This window comes from Bradyrhizobium sp. LM2.9, assembly GCF_054056555.1.
This window is the reverse complement of sequence record NZ_JBSRYJ010000002.1, coordinates 3,770,014-3,789,646: the sequence shown is the minus strand read 5'-3', so window position 1 is coordinate 3,789,646 and position 19,633 is coordinate 3,770,014. Positions and strand designations below refer to the sequence as shown.

Here is a 19,633-nt window from a genome sequence, read left to right as displayed (position 1 = left end):
CGGGCGGGGGCTCACTGCGCTGACCCGCCCGGGAGGGAGGGGATGACGAGGCCTATGCGTACCACGCTTGGCGGCTTGATTGAACTTGGCCGCGCGAGCGGCTAAGGCATCGGACCAAGTTCGGAGGGAACACATGACAACGCCCACGGCAGTGGCGCTGGAAGATGCCAAGGTCGCGTTCCGGCTGGGGGACGGGCGGGTCTATACGGCGGTGGAGAAGGCGCATCTGACGGTCGCGCAGGGCGAGTTCGTCGCCATCGTCGGCCCGACCGGTTGCGGGAAATCGACGCTGCTCAACGTCGCGGCCGGGCTGCTGAAGCCGGCTGCCGGGAGCGTCAAGATATTCAACCAGTCGCTCGCCGGGCTGAACCGGGATGCCGGCTATCTGTTCCAGGCCGATGCGCTGTTCCCATGGAAGACCGCGCTGGACAACGTCGCGATCGGGCTCGAAGTCAGCGGCACGCCGCGCAGCGAGGCGCTGCCGCGGGCGCAGAAATGGCTGACCTCGGTCGGATTGGGCGCCTTCGCCGGCCGCTATCCGCATATGCTCTCGGGCGGCCAGCGCAAGCGCGTGGCGCTCGCGCAGGTGCTCATCCGCGATCCAAAGATCCTGCTGATGGACGAGCCGTTCGGACCGCTGGATGCGCAGACCCGACAGGTGATGGGCAACCTCCTGCTCGACCTCTGGAACGCCGACCGCAAGGCCGTGCTGTTCGTCACCCATGATCTGGAAGAGGCCATCGCGCTCGCCGACCGCGTCGTGATCATGTCGGCAGGGCCGTCCTCCCGCATCATCGGCGACTGGCGCGTGAGCCTGCCGCGCCCGCGCGACATTTTTGAAGTCCGGCTGGACAAGGAGTTCCATGCGCTTCATCGCGAGATATGGAGCGTGCTCAAGGACGAGGTCATGAAGGGCTATGCGCAGTCCACGCAAGCGGCGGAGGCGGTCTGATGTCGCGCGTCACGCTGCTTGCGCTGCAAATCCTGGTCGCCATCGTCTGCCTCGTGCTGTGGCAATTGCTGACGACCGTGCCCGTGTTCGGCAAGATCCTGCTGCCGCCATTCTTCTTCTCCAACCCGGTCGATGTCTTCGCCCAGATCGTCAAGTGGTTCTCGTCCGGTGTGATCTGGAGGCATCTCGGCATCACGCTGACGGAATCGATCCTGGCCTTCGTGATCGGATCGGCCGGCGGCGTGCTGGTCGGCTTTTGGTTCGCGCGCCAGCCGCTGGTCGCCGCCGTGTTCGACCCGTACGTGAAGATGGTCAATGCTCTGCCGCGCGTCGTGCTGGCGCCGATCTTCGCGCTGTGGCTTGGGCTTGGTATCTGGTCCAAGGTCGCGCTCGGCGTGACGCTGGTGTTCTTCATCGTGTTCTTCAACGTCTATCAGGGCGTGAAGGAGGTCAGCCGCACCGTGCTCGACAACGGTCGCATGCTCGGCATGAGCGAGCGGCAGTTGATGCAGCATGTCTATTGGCCGTCGGCGCTGTCGTGGATGTTCTCGTCGCTGCACACTTCGGTGGGCTTCGCCGTGGTCGGCGCGGTCGTCGGCGAATATCTGGGATCGGCGGCGGGGCTCGGCTATCTCATCCAGCAGGCTGAAGGCATATTCGACGTCGCCGGCGTGTTCGCCGGCATGTTCGTGCTGTCGGCCTTCGTCATCCTGATCGACTTTGGCGTCACGCTGGTCGAGCGCCGTCTGCTGGTCTGGCGGCCGACCGTGGATGAGCGCGGCTAATCTACCTCGATTGCCTGCTGACTTTTATGTGATGGGCTGGCCGGAATAGAACGCGCGCCCGCGCGTCATACCCCCATGCAACCACCTGCATGAGAGTTCAGGATGCCCCGGTCACAGTTTCTCCTCGTCGTTGCGGCGCTCGCAGGCAGATGCCGGAGGCCAAAGCCCGGTTTCGGTACGGTGCTCATTTGCGCGCGCATTCTCGCCGCATTCGCGCTTCCTTCGCTGGTGCTCGCGCATGAATCTCATCCAGCCGTCCCACCGGCTGCGCTGAGTACGGAAGAGCGTGCGTTCCTGGAAGAGAACGAAGCCGCGATGACCAAGATGATGAACGATATGGCGGCCAAGCCGACCGGCGATGTCGATCGCGACTTCGCCGCGATGATGATTCCGCATCATCAGGGCGCGATCGACATGGCGATCATCGAATTGCGTTACGGCAAGAACGAGCAGCTGCGGCGCATCGCGCAGGAAATCATCGTCGACCAGATGCAGGAGATCGCGGCGATGAAGCTGGCGATCGGCGAGCCGGCGACGGAGACGACGCCGGCTCCGACGCAGCCGTCGGCTGTTCCCGCCACAAACGTTCATCAACATCCGGGCATGCAGATGGATATGTCCGCCGGAATGAAGAAGTAGGAGCCGCAGATGACGACGTCGCAAAGCAACATCATGAAGAGCATTTTTCTGGCAGCCACCATGCTTGCTACCGGTTCCGTCGCATGGGCTGGGCAGGCGCCGGGCGCGCTGTCCGCGCCCGATATTCCGATCAGCCACCACGACCGCATCTACGCGGCGGAGCAGTTCTCGAATACGGTCTCGGTCACTGATCCCGTCGACAACAAGCTGCTTGGTGTGATCCGGCTGGGCGACCCGCAGCCCGGCAATTTCAGCCCATTGTACAAGGGCCAAGTCCTCGTGCACGGCATGGGCTTCTCGCCCGATCACAAGACGCTTGCCGTGGTGTCGATCGGCTCCAATTCGGTGACGTTCATCGACACCGCGACCAACGCGGTCAAGCACACGACCTATATCGGGCGGTCGCCGCACGAGGCGTTCTTTACGCCTGATGGCAAGGAGGTCTGGGTCACCATTCGCGGCGAAAACTATGTCTCCGTGATCGATGCGAAGAGTTTTGCGGAGAAAGCCCGCATCGCCACCCCGAACGGGCCGGGCATGCAGGTATTCTCCCCCGACGGCAAATACGGCTACATCTGCTCGTCCTTCAATCCCGAGACCGATGTCGTCGCGGTCGCCGAGCACAAGATCATCGCCAGGGTGAAGCAGGAGAGCCCCTTCTGCCCGAACATCGCGGTGACGCCGGACGGAAATCAGGTGTGGTTCACGCTGAAGGACATCGGCCGGACCCAGGTGTTCAATGCCAAGCCGCCGTTCAACCCGATCAAGACGATCGACACCGGTCCGATTACAAATCACGTCAACTTCGCGCACACCGCCAAGGGGACCTTTGCTTACGTGACCATTGGCGGACTGAACGAGGTGAAAGTGTTCCGCACCGACGATTTCTCGCAGGTCGCAACGATCCCGGTCGGCAATCTGCCGCATGGCATCTGGCCCTCCGGCGACGGCACGCGCATCTATGTGGGGCTTGAGAATGCCGACGCCCTCGCGGCGATCGACACCGCGACCAACAGTGTGGTGGCGAATATCCCGATCGGCCAGGCGCCGCAGGCGATCGCTTATGTTCCGGGAGCGGCGCCCGACCCGGATGATCGTCAGAACTTGCAGGCCCTCGGCATTGCCGGCCAGGTCGCCCATCTGTCCCTCGCCTCCAGGGACAGTTCGAAGGACGGCAAGGCGCCGACCAGCGTCTCGCTGTTCGACCAGGGCCTGATTCAGATTTTGCAGGCCTCGGTGACGGGCCTTCAGCCCAAGCAGAAATATGTGCTTGCACTGGCGGAACGCAGCGACGGGAGCGGGCCGCTGCAACCGCTGGCGGCTTTCATGACCAATCCGGCCGGATCGGCCATCGTCAACGCGGCCGGCCCGATCCGGCAGATCGTCGACCCGTCCGCCGTGGCAGGAAAGCGATATCTGGTGATCGCTTCCGGAGACGCGGCCGGGCCCGGCGAAGCGGTCCAGATCGAGACGCAATGACCCGCCGCAGGGCGGCAACGAAGTTCGGGCGGAGCGCCTCATGAAGGATATGCTGGTTCAGGTCGAGCCGCTGATCCCCGCGCTCCGTCGTTATGCGCGGGCGCTCGTTCGCGATCGCGCGGCTGCCGACGATCTGGTTCAGGATTGCCTGGAGCGCGCCGTCAGCCGCTGGCATCAGCGGCGCGACGGCAGCGTGCGCGCGTGGCTGTTCACCATCCTCCACAATCTGGCGGTCACGCAGTTCCGTCAAGCAACAGCGCGGGGCAGGCATATGCCGATCGACGATGCAGGCGAGAGTGAGCTCGTCAGCGCTGCCGCGCAGGAGCACAGGGTGATCTATCAGGATGTCCTGAACAGGCTGGCGAAACTTCCGGAAGAGCAGCGGGCTGTATTGCTGCTTGTTGCCGTCGAGGATCTCTCCTACGCCGATGCCGCGGCGGTGCTGAATATCCCGGTCGGGACCGTGATGTCGCGCCTGTCGCGTGCGCGAGAAAGGCTACTTCAGGAGATGGACGGCATTGCACCGGGGAACGTCGTGGCATTGCGGAGCATGAAATGAGCCAGCGGCCGATCACGGAGGATGATCTCCACGCCTATGTGGACCAGGCGCTCGAGCCCGAGCGTCGTGCAGAGATCGCATCCTATCTGGACGATCACCCTGACATCGCCGGGCGCGTCGCCGCTTTCGCCGCCCAGCGCGAGCAGTTGCGCGGCGCGCTGGCGTCCATCGCCGATGAACCATTGCCGTCCGCGCTGAACCTGTCGCGCATCATTGAGCGCCGGAAGCGGCGTCCCTTGCGGGCGTGGGCGGCGATCGCGGCGCTGTTGCTCTTGAGCATTGGCGGTCTCGGCGGCTGGACCATGCGCAGCCTGTTGCAGGATGGTTCGAGCGGACTGTCTGCGTTGGCGCAGGAGGCGGCTTACTCCTACGGAGTCTACGCTCCGGATCGCGTACGGCCGGTCGAGATACGAGCTTCAGACAGTGCCGAGCTGACGCAATGGGTCTCCAATCGGCTGAAACAGCCGGTCAAGGTGCCGGACCTTGCTGTCTCCGGCTATCGGCTGATGGGAGGACGCCTCGTTGCGACCTCGCATGGTCCGGCCGCGATGTTTATGTACGACGACGATCACGGCGACCGTCTTGTCGTGCTGACACGTCCGATGAGCAATCCCAGGCAGGATACGCCGATGCTGCCGCAATCGACCGGCAATATTACGGGCTTCGCCTGGGCGGACAGGGGTATGGGCTATACGCTCGTCGCCCAGCTTCCAGCGGACACGCTCAAGCCGATCGCGAACGAGATCCGGAAGCAGGCGCGCCCGATCTAGCCCGGAATTCAAGAACGGGCCCGCGCATTGGCGCGAGCCCGGAAGCGCGATGGGTCAGTCCAGCAGCTTGGTGTCGTCGGGCGCCTGCGGCGGTGTCTTGATCGCGATCGCCTTGACCTGTCCGCTGATCGGCTTGGTGCCGCCATGCGGCGTCCCCTTCGGGATGATGACGAGGTCGCCCGGCTTCACCGTGACTTCCTTGTCGCCGAACCAGATCGTGCCGGTGCCCTCTAAAATGTACTGGATCTCGTTGGTGTTGGGATGCATGTGCTTGGGCACATTGCCGACCTGGATCGAGATGGTGGCGCCATCGGCGCTTGCGAACGTCTTGGAACGGTAGCCGACACTGTTGGCATTCCCGAGTGCGTCGCCCTCCATCTCGGCGGTGTGAATGATCTGCGGGGCGATGTTCTCGGCGGCGAGCGCCGGCCGCATCAGGTGGGTTGCGCCGCACCCGGCGGCAAAGGCGGCGACGAGCGATAGCGTGATGGCCAGGCGATTCATGGGTAGTCCTCCCCGTGCTGATTATTATTCGAGCGATGGTATGCCGCCGGTACTTGCTTGACCAGCGGTCGGAAAGTCGCCGTCTCAAGGGCCGCATGCTGCTTTGCGGTGATCGGCCGATGTGGTCGACGTTCCCAGCGTTGCGCGTTTGCCACAGGGATTTGAAATAGGCGGCCATATTCGCGGGGCTGATCGACTTTAGTCGCCTGATTTGAATAACATGCCGCCAACGCTTGGATCGCTTCGGCGTTATTTTTGATGAGCGTTTGAGGAATATTTTGCGAATTTTCAGGTCTTGTCTGGGAATGCCTTTCGGTGGCTGCCGAATGTCGGGGGCTGTGTTCTTGGCGGCGATGTTGCCGCTGATGCTTTGGCCGATGGACGCTGCGAATGCGCAGTGCGTCGGTTTCCCGGTCCAGACCAATCAGACTTGCACCAATGGCGGGACGCTCGCTGATACCAGTATTCGGGGCATTGGCAATGTCGGCTTGCAGGATCTGGGGACGCTAAGTCTGACCAACACCGCGGCCGGCGTGATCTCCAGCAGCGGCTTCAGCAGTCTGGGCATCTTCGCCAATCAGGATTTGAACCTGACGAATTCAGGAAGTGTCGCTGCCGCGGGTGCTGCCAACAGCGCCGTTGCGGTGGGACGGGATGCCACCATTAGCAATTCCGGGATCATCCAGGCTGACGATGGTATGAGTAACGCTATTGTGGCTACGCGCGACGCCAACGTAATTAACTCCGGCACGATTTCGGCCAACGGTGCCCAAGGCACCGGTATTATCGCCAGTCGAAATGCCTATGTGATCAATTCCGGAAGCATCCTGACCGACGGCCCCGATGGCTTCGGTATTTTCGTCGATCTGCACACTGCCACCGTTATCAATTTCGGGGCCATCTCGGCCAATGGAAGCGGCGGCATCGGCATTGTCTCCGGCGAGACCGTCCTTGCGACCAATTCCGGCACCATCTCGGTGAACGGCGTCAGCGGCATCGGTATCAAGAGTTATCAAGACGCCAGTTTGACCAACTCCGGAATCATCTCGGCCGGGGACGGCGGTCGCGGTGTCCTTTCGATTCGAGATGCCACCGTAGCCAATACCGGCACGATCACTGCTTCCAGCACTGGCGTCGCCATTCACGCGCTGCGGAATGCCGCCGTGACCAATTCGGGGCTCATCAGAGCCAACGATACCGGCGGCACCGCCATTGCCGCCACCCAGATCGCCGACGTCAACAACTCAGGGCTCGTCCTGGGAAATCTGTTCGCCATCTCTGCAACGACCGCAAACGTGGTCAATTCCGGCACCATTTCGGTCGGCGGCTTCACCGCGCGCGCGATCCGCGCTTTTCAGGATGCCAACGTCACCAATTCCGGAGTCATTTCGGGCACGATCGCGGGCACGGTTGGAATTTCTGCGGGCCGAGACGCCAACGTGGTCAATTCCGGCACCATCTCGTCGTCGGGCGTCGGTACCGGCGTCGGTGCCGGTCGAGATGCAAATGTATTCAATTCCGGGTCCATTCTGGCTGACGGTCTGTCCGCTACAGCTATCATCGCCGTGCGAGATGCAAATGTGACGAATTCGGGCGTGATCGCTGCCAATGGATCCTCCGGCGTCGCGATCATCGGTCTTCAGAACGCCCATATCGTCAATTCCGGAATCATTTCGGCGAATGGTACGGGCGGCATTGCCATTTTAGTCGATCAGCACAATGCCACCGTGATCAATTCCGGCACCGTCTCGGCCGGCGGCTTCGGCATTCAGGCCTTTGGCTCCAGCAATTTGACCAATTCCGGGATCCTCAGCGGGCGGCTCGCCGCGCTCCAGTTCGTGGGATTGTCCGACACGCTCACCGTGCAGCAGGGATCGCGCATCATCGGCGCCGTCAATCTTGGCGGCGGCGGCGACACCGTCAACATGCGGGCGGTCAACCAGAACCTCACCTTCGATACGCTGGCCGGCGCAACGGTGAACGGCAACGGTGCCTTACGTGGTGTCGGGCAACCGGATCGCCTCGGTCGATCCGTCCTCGTTTGCAACGGCCGGCAGCGTGCTTGCCGACTTCTCGCGCAGCGTCTCTGCGATCGTGCCGGCATTCGACAGCGTGATGGCATCCGGTGGCGGCGTGTCCGCATTCGCTGCGCCCGATAGCGGCATGTCGGGCATCGCCGATGCCTTTGCCGGCATTCCCGGCCTTTCGGCCTATGCCTCGGACGAGGTTGCCTACAAGAGTCCGACCGCGGTTTATGCCGACGGCACCGCCGTGTGGGGCAGAGGGTTTGGCGGACGGCATGTGCAGGCTGCCGATGGCCTGCTGTCGCGCAACGTCACGACCTGGTATGGCGGTGCGATCGGCATCGACAAATCGCTGCGGCCGGATTTGCGGCTCGGCCTGTTCGTCGGCGCGGGCAGCACCCATAACCGCCTCGATCTGAACGGCGACGCCACCGACAGCAATCTCGCATTTGGCGGAGCCTACGCGCGCCACACGTCGGGCGCATCGTTTCTCAATGCGGCGCTGCAGGGCGGGGCCCTGCACAGTTCGACGTCTCGTCTGGTCAACAACAATCTCGTGGCTAATGGGTTGGAGACGGCGACCGCGGGTTACACCGGCTGGTACGTCAGTCCCGAACTGACATGGGGCCATCGCTTCGCGCTCGGAACGCTGCTCGATTCGCACTACGCGCTGACGCCGAACGTGCAGGTCCGTTACCTCTATGCCGGTTTCGACGGCTATACCGAGACCGGTACCACCGCGCCGCTGACGGCCGGCGGCCGCAATACGCAAAATATCGAGGAGCGGGCCGAGCTGAAGTTCATCCGAACCACGCAGATATCCCCGGCATCGCTGCTAACCATCCACCTGTCCGGCGGGGCGCTCGGTTTGCAGCGGGTCGGTGGCGATACCGTTAACGCCACCTTGCTCACGCAGCCGCTCGCCTTCACCGCACCGGGCGCGGGCAATGTCTGGGGTGGTTTCGGTGGCCTTGGCGTGGAATGGCAGTCGCGCAACGTGTCTCTTTTCGCTGCGGCCGAATATCTCGCGTGGAACAATTCGGGCTCGATCGTCAGCGGCCGGGGCGGCCTCCGGATCGGCTTTTAGTCTATCGTAGGCACGGCATCTTCTCAGGCGGCGCACGCTGCTCTATCGTGCGCCTCGAATTGAGACCGGGAGGAAACCATGAAGAAACTGTTTGGCCGGCTCGCCGGCGCGTTGCTCGCGCTGACGCTCACCACCGGTCTTGCCGCGGCGCAAAGCAAGATCACGATCGCCATCGGCGGCGGCTCCTGCCTGTGCTATCTGCCGACGGTGCTGGCCAAGCAGCTCGGCGAATACGACAAGGCGGGTCTCAGTGTCGAACTGGTGGACCTCAAGGGCGGCTCGGACGCGCTCAAGGCCGTGCTCGGCGGCAGCGCCGACGTGGTCTCCGGCTACTTCGACCATTGCGTCAACCTCGCCGCCAAGAAGCAGGAGCTCCAGGCTTTCGTGGTCTATGACCGCTATCCCGGCCTCGTGCTGGTGGTTTCGCCCTCGCACACCAACGAGATCAAGTCGATCAAGGATCTCGCCGGCAAGAAGGTCGGCGTCAGCGCGCCCGGCTCCTCCACGGACTTCTTCCTCAAATACATGCTCAAGAAGAATGGGGTCGATCCCGCCAGCGCTGCCGTGATCGGCGTCGGCCTCGGCGCCACCGCGGTCGCCGCGATGGAGCAGGGCCAGATCGACGCCGCCGTGATGCTCGATCCCTCCGTCACCGTGCTCCAGGGCAGTCACAAGGATCTTCGCATCCTCAGCGACACCCGCACCCAGAAGGACACGCTCGAGACGTTCGGTGGCGAATATCCGGGCGGTGCGCTGTACTCGACCGCGGCCTGGGTTGCCGGCCACGAAAAGGAGACGCAGGCGCTGACCAACGCGATCATGGGCACGCTCGCCTGGATCCACTCGCACTCGCCCGAGGAGATCATGGCGAAGATGCCGGAGGAGACGGTCGGAAAGAACAAGGACCTCTATCTCGCGGCGCTCAAGAACACGATTCCGATGTTCTCCGAGACCGGCAAGATGGATCCGAAGGGCGCTGACGCCGTGCTCGCGGTGTTCAGCGTTGGCTCGCCCGAGGTCGCTAACGCCAAGATCGACGTCAGCAAGACCTTCACCAACAAGTACGTCGAGCAGGCCAAGAAGACCACGGGGAGCGCCAAATAACTGACGCGAAGGTGTGGTCATCAGGCGTCATGACGTCACCAATCATTCATCGCGTCACCACCCTTGATCTCGCCGTGCGGCCGATCGTCTGGCCGTTCGCCGAGGTGCGGCGCGCCGAGATCGCCGCGCATTTCGCCGAGAAGCAGCGTGAGCGGCCGAAGATCTGGAACGGCCGTGTCCTGCTCGGGCGTGATCCCGTGTTTACGGATGGCCATTTCACCGCGACCTATTTCGAGACCGATTTCGCGAGCTTCCTCGCCTGGCGCGACTGGGGCATTCCCGACAAAGCCGTGTTCAACGGTTTCGGCATGGGCGCGCTGCGCACCTCCGACGGCGCCTTCGTGATGGGCGAGATGGCACAGCACACCGCCAACGGCGGGCGCATCTATTTCCCCTCGGGCACGCCCGACCTTGATGACGTCAGGGGCGACACGCTCGACATTTCCGGCAGCGTTGTCCGCGAACTCGAGGAAGAGACCGGCCTGACCGCGGCCGACTACCGTGCCGAGCCGGACTGGCATTGTGTCGTCTCCGGGCCCACGATTGCAATGATGCAAATTATCAACCTGGACATGCCGGGTGACGTGGCGCGTGCGCGGATCGAAGCCAATCTGGCGCGCGAGGCTGAGCCGGAGCTCTCGGCTATCCATCTCGTGCACGGGATGAGTGATCTCACGCCGTCCATGCCGCGATTTGTCACGGCCTTCGTCGAGCAGCAGTTCGCGTCGCGCTGAAGCGCGAGGCTTGACATCGCTGCGCTCAGCCCATGTGATGGGCAAAAAAGTAAAAGCAAAAAGAATGCAATGCACAATCGTCCAGGGAGGTTTTGATGCGCGTGCGCATGGCTGCCCGCTTGGTGCGTGGGCTGTTGGTCGCGATATCAGCGACGGGCTTGGCGATCTCCGCCCAGGCTCAAGAGAAGAAGATCAAGATCGGCGTCGTTTTCGATTTGACCGGACCTCTCGCCGGCGGCGGCTCTGAGCTCGGCTATATCGGCGCAAAGATCATCCTCGACCACTTCGCCAGGACCGGCGTCGAGGGTTACAAGATCGAGGCGGTCTATGCCGATGCGCAGAGCAAGCCAGACATCGCCATCAACGAATCCGTCCGCCTGCTCGAGCAGGAGAAGGTCGACATGGTGCTCGGCTTCTTCTCGTCGGCGCAATGCGTGCCGGTGGCCGCGCGCGTCGAGCAGCTCAAGAAGTTCATGTGGATGACGACCTGCATCTCGTCGGCCGTGTTCAACGAGAAGGGTTACAAATACGTCTTCCGCCCGCAGGCGAGCGGCGACCAATTCGGCATGATGACGATGGATTTCATCGCGCAGAACGCCAAGGCGAAGTTCGACAAGGATGCGAAGGATCTGCGCGTCGCCATCATCCACGAGGACGGCGCCTATGGCGTCGACGTGTCCAAGGGCAACGAGGCCGGCGCGAAGAAGGCCGGCTTCAATGTCGTGATGAAAGAGGGCTATTCGGCCACCGCACCTGACCTCTCCGCGCTGGTGACCAAGTTGAAGCGCGCCAAGCCCGACGTGATCTTCCACACCGGCTATAATCCGGACATTACGCTGCTGTTGCGCCAAGCCCGCGAGCAGGGCCTGAAGTTCGGCGCGCTGATGGGGCATGGCGCGGGCTACGGCGTCTATGAGAAGCTGAAGGAAGGCATGGGTGCCGATGCCACCTACATCTTCAACACTGACCCCATCTCGATCTGGCTTGCCAACCAGAAGACCATGGATCCGAAGCTCCCTGCGGTGATCAAGATGGTCGGCGAGGAGTTCGACAAGATCCGGCCCGGCGTCGCCATCCGCTCGGCTCATGTCGGCATCGGCGCGTCCAACACGTATGTGTTCATGAATGACGTCCTGCCGCGCGCGATCAAGAAGTACGGTGGCGTCGATCCAGATGCGCTGCGCAAAGCGGCGCTCGACACCGACATCCCAGAGGGTGGCACCATGCTCGGCTTCGGCGTCAAATTCTACGGCGAGGGCACGCCGATGGCCGGGCAGAACGAGCGCTCGTTCCCGGTCGTGATCCAGTACATCGACGATAAATCCTCGGTGGTGTGGCCCAAGAGCCAGGCGCAGCGCGAGGCCGTGCTGCCGCTGCCGAAGGGCACCACCTACAGCAACCAGTAGCGCAAATACGCGGAGCAAGGAGGGCGGGGCGGTGCTGGAAGTCAGCGGGCTGGTGAAGCGGTTTGGTGGCTTTACCGCTGTCAACACCGTGTCGTTCAAAGTCGATCAGGGCGAGATCCTCGGCCTGATCGGCCCCAACGGCTCGGGCAAGAGCACGATCTTCAACATGCTCTCCGGCACGCTGGCGCCGACGTCCGGTTCGATCCTGTTCGGCGGCTCCGAGATCGCGGGTCTCGCACCGCATCGGATCATCAACAGCGGTATAGGGCGCACCTTCCAGATCCCGCGGCCGTTCCGCCGCCTCACCATTTTCGAGAACGTCGCGCTTGCTGGATTCTACGGCCAGGGCCGCCACAGCCGTGCCAAAGCAGAGGAGGCGGCCGAGCGATCGCTGGCGATGGTCGGCCTGCCGACCGATCGCCACGCCGGCGTCGATGGCCTCGGCGCAGCCGGCCTGAAAAAGCTCGAACTGGCGAAAGCACTCGCGACTGCGCCAAAACTGCTGCTCGCCGACGAGAGCCTCGGCGGGCTCGACGAAGCCGAGATGGGCCAGGCCGCCGACATGCTGCGCAACATCCGCGACGAGCTCGGCATCACCATCATCTGGGTCGAGCACATCATGGGCGTTCTGATGCGCGTCGTCGATCGCGTGATGGTGCTCGATCACGGCGAAAAGATCTCGGAAGGTCTGCCGAGCGCTGTTGCCGGCGATCCGCGCGTCATCGAGGTCTATCTCGGCACCGATGCCGAGACCACGCAGGCGGCGGCCGCCGAAGCGCGCCGCCGTGCGGGAGGATAGTTGATGCTGGAGCTCCGCGCCGTCAATGCCGGCTACGGCACCTTCCAGGCGCTGTTCGACGTCGATCTCGACGTGAAGGCCGGCGAGGCGGTCGGCGTCATTGGCCCTAACGGCGCCGGCAAGACCACCTTGATGCGCGTCATTTCCGGCCTGATCCGTCCCTCGCGTGGGTCGATCGCGATGGAGGGCATCGACGTCGTGGCGACGCCGTCGCACAAGATCGTCAGTCTCGGGATCGCGCATGTGCCGGAGAACCGGCGGCTGTTTCCGCAGCTCTCGGTCGACGACAATCTCAAGATGGGCGCCTTCATGAAGGAGGCGCGCGGCCATTATGCCGAGCGGCTGGACGTCGTGTTCGACCTGTTTCCGCGCCTGAAGGAGCGCCGCCATCAGATGGCCGGCACCATGTCCGGCGGCGAGCAGCAAATGTGCGCGATCGGACGCGCGTTGATGTCGAATCCAAAGCTGCTGCTGCTCGACGAGCCGTCGGCGGGGCTGGCGCCAGTGGTGGTGCAGCAGGTGTTTGAGCTGGTGAAGCGGATCCGTGCAAGCGGGCTGACCGTGCTGATCGTCGAGCAGAATGTGCAGCAGGTGCTGAAAGTGGTCGATCGTGCCTATCTGATCGAGGCGGGCACGATCAGGTCCTCAGGCACCTCGGCCGAGATGCTGGCGAGCGACACGGTCAAGGAAGCGTATCTCGGGGTGTGAGGTTCATGCGGGCATGCAAGCATTTTTGGACATTTTCGACATCTACCTGCTGGAGGCCGTGATCAACGGCATCCTGCTCGGCGGCGTGCTGGCGCTGCTCGCGCTCGGGCTCAACCTGATCTTTCGGCGTCATCGACGTGACCTGGATTTGCTACGCCGAGCTGGTGATGATCGGCATGTACGCCATGTATTTCATGGTGCAGCATTACGGCATCAGCTATTTCGTCGCCGCGCCGCTTACCATCCTGCTGGTCGCGGTGCTCGGCGCGGCGCTGCATTACCTCGTGATCGCGCCGCTGCTCACAGCGCCTCCGATCAACCAATTGCTCGCGACCGGCGGGGTGCTGTTCGTGCTCCAGAGTTTTGCCACCGTCGCCTTCGGCATCGACTTTCGCAACCTCGGCATCCGCCTGCCGGTGCTCGCCTTCGGCGAAATGCATTTTAGCTATGCGCGGCTGCTGTCCTTTCTGGCGGCGCTGGTCGGCATGGTCGTGGTCTATCTGTTCATGACGCGGACCTTCACCGGCACCGCGATCCGGGCGATCTCGCAGGACCGGCAGATCATGGCGCTGATGGGCGTCGATACCAAGCGGATCTATCTCATTACCTCGGCACTCGGCGGCGCTCTGGCCGGGCTCGCCGCCTGCCTGCTGGTTCTGCAGTATGACGTGCATCCCTTCGTCGGTCTGTCGTTCGGGCCGATCACCTTCTTGATCTGCGTGCTCGGCGGCCTCGGCAATTTCATCGGCGGCTTCATCGCCGCCTTCGTGTTCGCCGAGATCATCTCGCTTGGCGGCCTGTTCTCCGATCTCGAATGGGGCTATGTGCTCGCCTTCGCCTTCTTCATCGTCATGATGTTCATCCGCCCCGCGGGCCTGCTTGCGAGGCGCCGATGATAGGGCAGGGGCGGCTTGCAGCCTGGGCGATAGGATTAGCGGCGCTGGTCGCGCTGCCCTTCGTCTATCGCGATCCCTATCATCTGCACATCCTGGTGCTGATCCTGATCTGGTCGTTCGCCTATACGTCCTGGTCGATGATGGGGCGGTTCGGCCTCGTCTCGCTCGGCCATGGCGGTTTCATGGGTATCGGCGCCTATGTCACCGCACTGCTCTGGAATCATCTGGGATGGTCACCGTGGATCGGCATCCCCATCGGCATGGTCGCGGCCGGCGTGCTGGCGCTGATCGTCGGCTATCCCTGTTTCCGCTTCCGCATCACCGGGCACTATTTCGTGCTGGTGACGCTCGCGCTCTCCGGGATCGTGCTCCAGGTCATCACGGCGACGCGCGACTATACCGGCGGCTCGCTCGGCTACACGCCGAACCGGGCCCCGGGCAACAAGCTCCTGGCGCTGCAATTCGACGACAAGATCACCTGGTACCTGATCGCGCTCGGGGTCTGGCTGTTCGGCATCGTGGTCTGGCACTGGGTTGACCGCAGCATGGCCCGCTATGCGCTTGAGGCGATCTCGGAAGACGAGGACGCTGCGGCCGCCGCCGGCGTCGACGTCACGGCGGAGAAGCTGAAGATCACGCTGCTCAGCGCGGTGATGACGGCGCTCGCCGGCGCGATCTATTGCCAGTACCAGATGTTCATCACGCCCGACACCGTCAGCGGCATCGCGGTGTCGCTCCAGATGGTGTTCGCCGCCATCGTCGGCGGCCTGTTCGTCTCGCTCGGCCCGACCTTCGGCGCCGTCATCACGATCCTGCTGGCCGAGACCTTGCGCATTGGTTTCGGCACCAAGGCGGTCGGCTGGGACAATCTCGTCTACGGCGTGTTGCTCGTGCTTTTCATCATATTCCTTCCCAAGGGTATCCTTGGTAGCTTGCTCGATCGATTGAAGCCGCAACGCAAGGTGCCCCGCGCTCATGAGCAAGAAGCCGTCCAAATCGCTCGCCCAGGAACTTGACCGCTACATCACGCCGTTCCGCTACGATGGATCGGGCAAGTTTCATCTCAAGGACCACAAGACCGACGCGAAGGGCGACCTCGACAAGGAGAAGGCGCAGGAGCTTCTCGACGCCAACAAGAAGCGGCTGATCGCGTTTCAGGAGAAGCTCTACGCCCAGGACCGCTGGTCGGTGCTAATCGTGTTCCAGGCGATGGACGCCGGCGGCAAGGATTCTGCGATCAAGGCGATCTTCGAGGGCATCAATCCGCAGGGCTGCGAAGTCAGTGCCTTCAAGGCGCCGAGCAGCAAGGAGCTCGACCACGACTTCCTCTGGCGTCACGTGATCGCGCTGCCGGAACGCGGCCATATCGGCATCTTCAACCGTTCTCATTACGAGGAATGCCTGGTGACGCGCGTGCATCCGGAGATCCTTGCCAAAGAGAAGCTGCCGCAAAAGATCGTCACCAAGAACATCTGGAAAGAGCGGTTTGAGGACATCTCCGCCTTCGAGCGCTATCTCTCGCGTAACGGCACCGTGGTGCTGAAGTTCTTCCTCAACCTGTCCAAGGACGAGCAGCGCGAGCGCTTCCTCGACCGGTTGGAGGATCCGTCCAAGCAGTGGAAGTTCTCCATGGACGACATCAAGGAACGTGCGCTGTGGCCGCGCTACCAGGCGGTCTATCAGGACATCGTGCGCCACACGGCAACGCCGCATGCGCCGTGGTATGTCGTGCCGGCCGATCACAAATGGTTCGCCCGCGTCGTGATCGGGTCGGCCATCGTCGCAGCGCTCGAAAAGCTCGATTTGCGCTTTCCGCGCGCCGACAAGGCGTCGCGGGAGGAATTCGGCGAGGTGCGCAACGCGCTGGAGAAAGAGGGCAAGGGAAGCAAGGGGCGAGCGAAGTGACAGTCGATTGGCGCGAAGCCCGCCCACTCGTGGTCACGGACAAAAAACGCGAAAACAACCCCATGCACAGTAGCCGAGGATAGCGAAATCAATGGCTTGACGGACACTATAAACGGCTGCGGATTTTACGAAGCCGTTTGACTCGTCGGGCAAAACAGGAGCAGGATGTCACCATCGCCCCCGTCGTCCCCTCAATACCCGCGGCCCACCAGTAGCAGAGGCGCTCGACATTGGTGGGAAGGACGGCCTCGTAATTTGCCCACTGCCGAAGGGAATTTATTCCGTGGTCCGCTGCGGCTTATCTGTCGCAGTGAGATGGAACGCGTCCTGAAATGTGATACCTCAGGCGGTCGATCCCGCTTGACAGTTTTGTGTCACGGGTGGAGCATCGCAATGGTCGCAAACAAGCGACGCGCAATGTCCACATCAAGAGCAAGGGGAGGTCTATGACACCACCTCCGCAGACCCAGCCGCGTTAATTGCGATGGAGCTCGTTCGGACTATCGCATAGCGGCAGAATCCGCGAACGGCACGCCGGGTCAAGGTTTAGTGGGCTGCATCAGTAAGGCAAAGCCCCTACCTGCCCGGCGCTGTATTGTGCATCACATCGATCATGTCGGATGGCCGTGACGAGGCCGCCGCGACAGGCGTTTTTGACATCCTGCCTCTCTCCTCCTCATCGCCGTCATTCCGGGCCGACTCCCGGAATGACGGGAGAGGTTGCGCGTACTGCGTCTAATACGCGCCCGGTGTCTCCGAGACCGCGGTTCCCGTTTCTGCGTTGCGGCAAATGCCAAGAGAATGTCGCCGCATCGGCAAATTTCCGACACAGGACCGGGGCGAATAACGCCTTCCGACATGACGCATGCGCTTCGGTGATGACGATTCCGATTCCGCCGGCGCTTTTGTTTTTTTTCCAGGGAATCCTCGTGTCGCAAAAGCTTGCCCCGGCGCTCTTCGCCGTTCTCTTCCTCGCGATCTCGTCTTTCACCAGCGCTCGCGCAGAGCCGCCGGCCGCCAACAGTGCTGCTGCAGTGTCGCCGGAGGAGGCCAAGCGCGCGCTGGAGACGCTCCAGGACGACAAGAAGCGCGCGCAGATGATCGATACGTTGCGCGCGATCGCGAATGCGCCCGGTCAGCAGCAACCCGCGCCCGAGCAGAAATCGCCGATCCCGCTCGCGGCCGACGGCCTCGGTGCGCAGCTCATGCTCACCGTGTCTGAGGAGATCGGCGAAATTTCGCGAGACGTCGCCGATATGGCCAGGACGCTCACGCACTTCCCGGCGTTCTACTACTGGATCGTGCGGACCGCGAACGATCCTGCGGCCTATCATCTCCTGATCGAGATCGGTTGGAAGCTAGCGCTGGTGTTCGGCTGCGCCTATTGCGCCGAATGGGTGATGTTCCGTCTGATCCGGCGCCCGGTCGCGTTCCTGGAAGTGCGCATGCCGCAAACGGCGCGTCTGCCGGTGCAGGTGTTGCCCATTGCCGATCCGCCGTCATCCGTGGCCGATGTCACCCCCGCGCCCGAATTGCACAGGCGCCGCCACAGCCTGGCGCGGGCCTGGCAGGTCATGCTGCGGCTGCCCCTCGTGCTGGGACGCTTCCTGCTCGAGCTGCTTCCGGTGTTGGTCTTTGTCGGCGCCGCCACGGCGCTGCTCGGCACCGAGATCGGCGAGCCCACCACCGTCCGCCTCGTGATCCTCGCGGTCGTCAATGCCTACGCGTTCTCGCGCGCGCTCATCTGTGCGGTCCGTGCGCTGGCGGGACCGTTCGGCTTGTTTCCGGTCAGGGCCGAAACCGCGGCCTACATCGAGATCTGGGCGCGTCGTATCGTCGGTGTCGGCGTCTCCGGCATCGCCTTCGCCAACGTGGCGCTGCTGCTCGGCCTGCATCGCGCCGGCTATGCCGCGCTCCTGCGCATGGTGATGCTGGTCGTGCATCTCTTCGTCGTCGTCATCATCCTGCAAAGCCGCCGCCAGGTCGCCGAAGCCATCCGCGCGCCGGCCGACCGGCAGGGGATCGCGGCGCGACTGCGCAACCGCATTGCGGGCGGCTGGCACTATCTTGCCATCGCACTCGATCTTGCGCTGTGGGCCGTGTGGGCGCTGAACATCCGCAACGGCTATTCGCTGCTGCTGCAATACTTCGTCGGCACCATCGCGGTGGTGCTGATCACGCGTGTTGCCATCATGCTGACGCTGGGCTTGATCGACCGCGGCTTCCGCATCAAGCCGGAGATCCTCCAGCGCTTTCCGGGTCTCGAGATCCGCGCCAACCGCTACCTGCCGCTGCTGCGCAAGATCGTATCCAGCGTGATCGACCTTCATCGGCCTGGTGGCCGTGCTCGAAGTCTGGGGCGTCGATGCCATCGTCTGGTTCTATGGTGGCCAGATCGGCAGCCGGCTGATCTCGGCGGTGATGACGATCGGCGTTGCCGTACTCATCGCGGCGGCGATCTGGGAAGCCAGCAACGCGCTGCTGGACCGCCAGATCAATACGCTGTCGCGCGACGGGCACTATGCCCGCGCCGCGCGGCTGCGGACCTTTCAGCCGATGCTGCGGACGGCCTTGCTCTGCGTGATCGCCTCCGTCGTCGGCCTCACGGCGCTCAGCGAGATCGGCGTCAACGTCGCGCCGCTGCTGGCGGGCGCCGGCATCGTCGGCATCGCCATCGGTTTCGGTTCGCAAAAGCTGGTGCAGGATCTGATCACCGGTCTATTCCTGCTGCTGGAGAACACCGTCCAGGTCGGCGACAGCGTCAGCGTGTCGGGACTATCAGGCGTGGTCGAGAACGTCTCGATCCGGACTATCAGGCTCCGTGCCGGCGACGGTGCCGTGCACATCGTGCCGTTCAGCGCGGTGACGACCATCACCAATGCCAGCCGCGGCGCCGGCAATGCGTCCGTCAGCGTCAACGTCGCCTACAAGGAAGACACCGACCGCGCCGGTCAGATCCTCAAGGATATCGTCGACGAGATGCGCCGCGAGGTGGAATTCCGCGCGTTGATCCGCGGCGATCTCGATCTCTGGGGCATCGACAAGGTCGACGGCGCCATGGTGTCGATCGTCGGCCAGATCCGCTGCACAGAGGCCGGACGCTGGCCGGTGCAGCGCGAATTCAACCGCCGCATGAAACAGCGTTTCCAACAGAACGGCATCGAGGTCGCATCCCCCACCCAGACCATCTTGATGCACGTCGCGCCTCCGGCTGATAGCGCCGCCAATTTGACGCCAAGGCGGGCGGCCGTATAGTCGCTCCGCTAAATTTCCGACTTGCCT

17 protein-coding genes and 2 pseudogenes are annotated in these 19,633 nt (G+C 63.1%); 18 read left to right on the top strand and 1 reads right to left on the bottom strand.

Annotation, left to right across the window (positions count from 1 at the left end; all coding sequences use genetic code 11):
• The first annotated feature begins 133 nt into the window (after positions 1-133).
• The 6 genes from ACVWW3_RS19985 to ACVWW3_RS19960 all read left to right on the top strand — a co-directional run bounded on the left by ACVWW3_RS19985 (position 134) and on the right by ACVWW3_RS19960 (position 5,184).
• Entirely contained in the window at positions 134-952 is an 819-nt protein-coding gene (locus tag ACVWW3_RS19985; RefSeq protein ID WP_456648913.1) for an ABC transporter ATP-binding protein, read from the top strand.
• Entirely contained in the window at positions 952-1,737 is a 786-nt protein-coding gene (locus ACVWW3_RS19980; protein ID WP_247442345.1) for an ABC transporter permease, read from the top strand. The genes ACVWW3_RS19985 and ACVWW3_RS19980 overlap by 1 nt, the downstream gene beginning before the upstream one ends.
• 102 nt (positions 1,738-1,839) lie before the next feature.
• Complete coding sequence (locus ACVWW3_RS19975) at positions 1,840-2,376, top strand: DUF305 domain-containing protein (protein ID WP_456648914.1); 537 nt, start codon at positions 1,840-1,842, stop codon at positions 2,374-2,376.
• 9 nt (positions 2,377-2,385) lie between these two features.
• Entirely contained in the window at positions 2,386-3,855 is a 1,470-nt protein-coding gene (locus tag ACVWW3_RS19970) for a YncE family protein (RefSeq protein ID WP_354051049.1), read from the top strand.
• 40 nt (positions 3,856-3,895) lie between these two features.
• Entirely contained in the window at positions 3,896-4,414 is a 519-nt protein-coding gene (locus tag ACVWW3_RS19965) for a sigma-70 family RNA polymerase sigma factor (RefSeq protein ID WP_247341376.1), read from the top strand.
• Positions 4,411-5,184 (top strand): anti-sigma factor family protein, encoded by a 774-nt coding sequence (locus ACVWW3_RS19960; protein WP_247341379.1) that lies wholly within the window; start codon positions 4,411-4,413, stop codon positions 5,182-5,184. The genes ACVWW3_RS19965 and ACVWW3_RS19960 overlap by 4 nt, the downstream gene beginning before the upstream one ends.
• Before the next feature lie 54 nt (positions 5,185-5,238).
• On the opposite strand, the gene ACVWW3_RS19955 is transcribed toward ACVWW3_RS19960, so the two are convergent.
• Positions 5,239-5,688, bottom strand: a complete 450-nt coding sequence (locus ACVWW3_RS19955) for a cupin domain-containing protein (protein WP_354104676.1) — start codon at positions 5,686-5,688, stop codon at positions 5,239-5,241.
• A gap of 233 nt (positions 5,689-5,921) precedes the next feature.
• Between ACVWW3_RS19955 and ACVWW3_RS19950 the strand changes: the two genes are divergently transcribed.
• The 12 genes and pseudogenes from ACVWW3_RS19950 (at position 5,922) to ACVWW3_RS19895 (ending at position 19,606) form a co-directional block, all read left to right on the top strand.
• Positions 5,922-7,847: a beta strand repeat-containing protein gene (locus tag ACVWW3_RS19950; RefSeq protein WP_456672086.1), complete on the top strand. Its 1,926-nt coding sequence runs from the start codon at positions 5,922-5,924 to the stop codon at positions 7,845-7,847.
• Positions 7,822-8,799: an autotransporter outer membrane beta-barrel domain-containing protein gene (locus ACVWW3_RS19945; protein WP_456672085.1), complete on the top strand. Its 978-nt coding sequence runs from the start codon at positions 7,822-7,824 to the stop codon at positions 8,797-8,799. The genes ACVWW3_RS19950 and ACVWW3_RS19945 overlap by 26 nt, the downstream gene beginning before the upstream one ends.
• A 78-nt stretch (positions 8,800-8,877) precedes the next feature.
• Positions 8,878-9,903 (top strand): ABC transporter substrate-binding protein, encoded by a 1,026-nt coding sequence (locus ACVWW3_RS19940; protein WP_247341385.1) that lies wholly within the window; start codon positions 8,878-8,880, stop codon positions 9,901-9,903.
• A 29-nt stretch (positions 9,904-9,932) separates the two neighbouring features.
• Entirely contained in the window at positions 9,933-10,637 is a 705-nt protein-coding gene (locus tag ACVWW3_RS19935) for an NUDIX hydrolase (RefSeq protein WP_247341387.1), read from the top strand.
• Positions 10,638-10,732: 95 nt separating this feature from the next.
• A complete protein-coding gene (locus tag ACVWW3_RS19930; protein WP_456648916.1) occupies positions 10,733-12,043 on the top strand; it encodes an ABC transporter substrate-binding protein in 1,311 nt (436 codons plus the stop codon).
• Positions 12,044-12,074: 31 nt separating this feature from the next.
• Entirely contained in the window at positions 12,075-12,842 is a 768-nt protein-coding gene (locus ACVWW3_RS19925) for an ABC transporter ATP-binding protein (protein WP_456648917.1), read from the top strand.
• A gap of 3 nt (positions 12,843-12,845) precedes the next feature.
• Complete coding sequence (locus ACVWW3_RS19920; RefSeq protein ID WP_456648918.1) at positions 12,846-13,550, top strand: ABC transporter ATP-binding protein; 705 nt, start codon at positions 12,846-12,848, stop codon at positions 13,548-13,550.
• Positions 13,551-13,563: 13 nt separating this feature from the next.
• Positions 13,564-14,446, top strand: a pseudogene (locus ACVWW3_RS19915) (branched-chain amino acid ABC transporter permease).
• The gene (locus tag ACVWW3_RS19910; RefSeq protein WP_456648919.1) at positions 14,443-15,462 is read left to right on the top strand and encodes a branched-chain amino acid ABC transporter permease; all 1,020 of its coding nucleotides are present in this window, start codon (positions 14,443-14,445) and stop codon (positions 15,460-15,462) included. The pseudogene ACVWW3_RS19915 and the gene ACVWW3_RS19910 overlap by 4 nt, the downstream one beginning before the upstream one ends.
• Complete coding sequence (locus ACVWW3_RS19905) at positions 15,422-16,351, top strand: polyphosphate kinase 2 family protein (protein ID WP_456648920.1); 930 nt, start codon at positions 15,422-15,424, stop codon at positions 16,349-16,351. The genes ACVWW3_RS19910 and ACVWW3_RS19905 overlap by 41 nt, the downstream gene beginning before the upstream one ends.
• A 620-nt stretch (positions 16,352-16,971) precedes the next feature.
• Positions 16,972-18,612, top strand: a pseudogene (locus tag ACVWW3_RS19900) (hypothetical protein); the annotation flags it as partial.
• Between the two features lie 76 nt (positions 18,613-18,688).
• The gene (locus ACVWW3_RS19895) at positions 18,689-19,606 is read left to right on the top strand and encodes a mechanosensitive ion channel family protein (RefSeq protein ID WP_456672084.1); all 918 of its coding nucleotides are present in this window, start codon (positions 18,689-18,691) and stop codon (positions 19,604-19,606) included.
• Positions 19,607-19,633 lie beyond the last annotated feature (27 nt).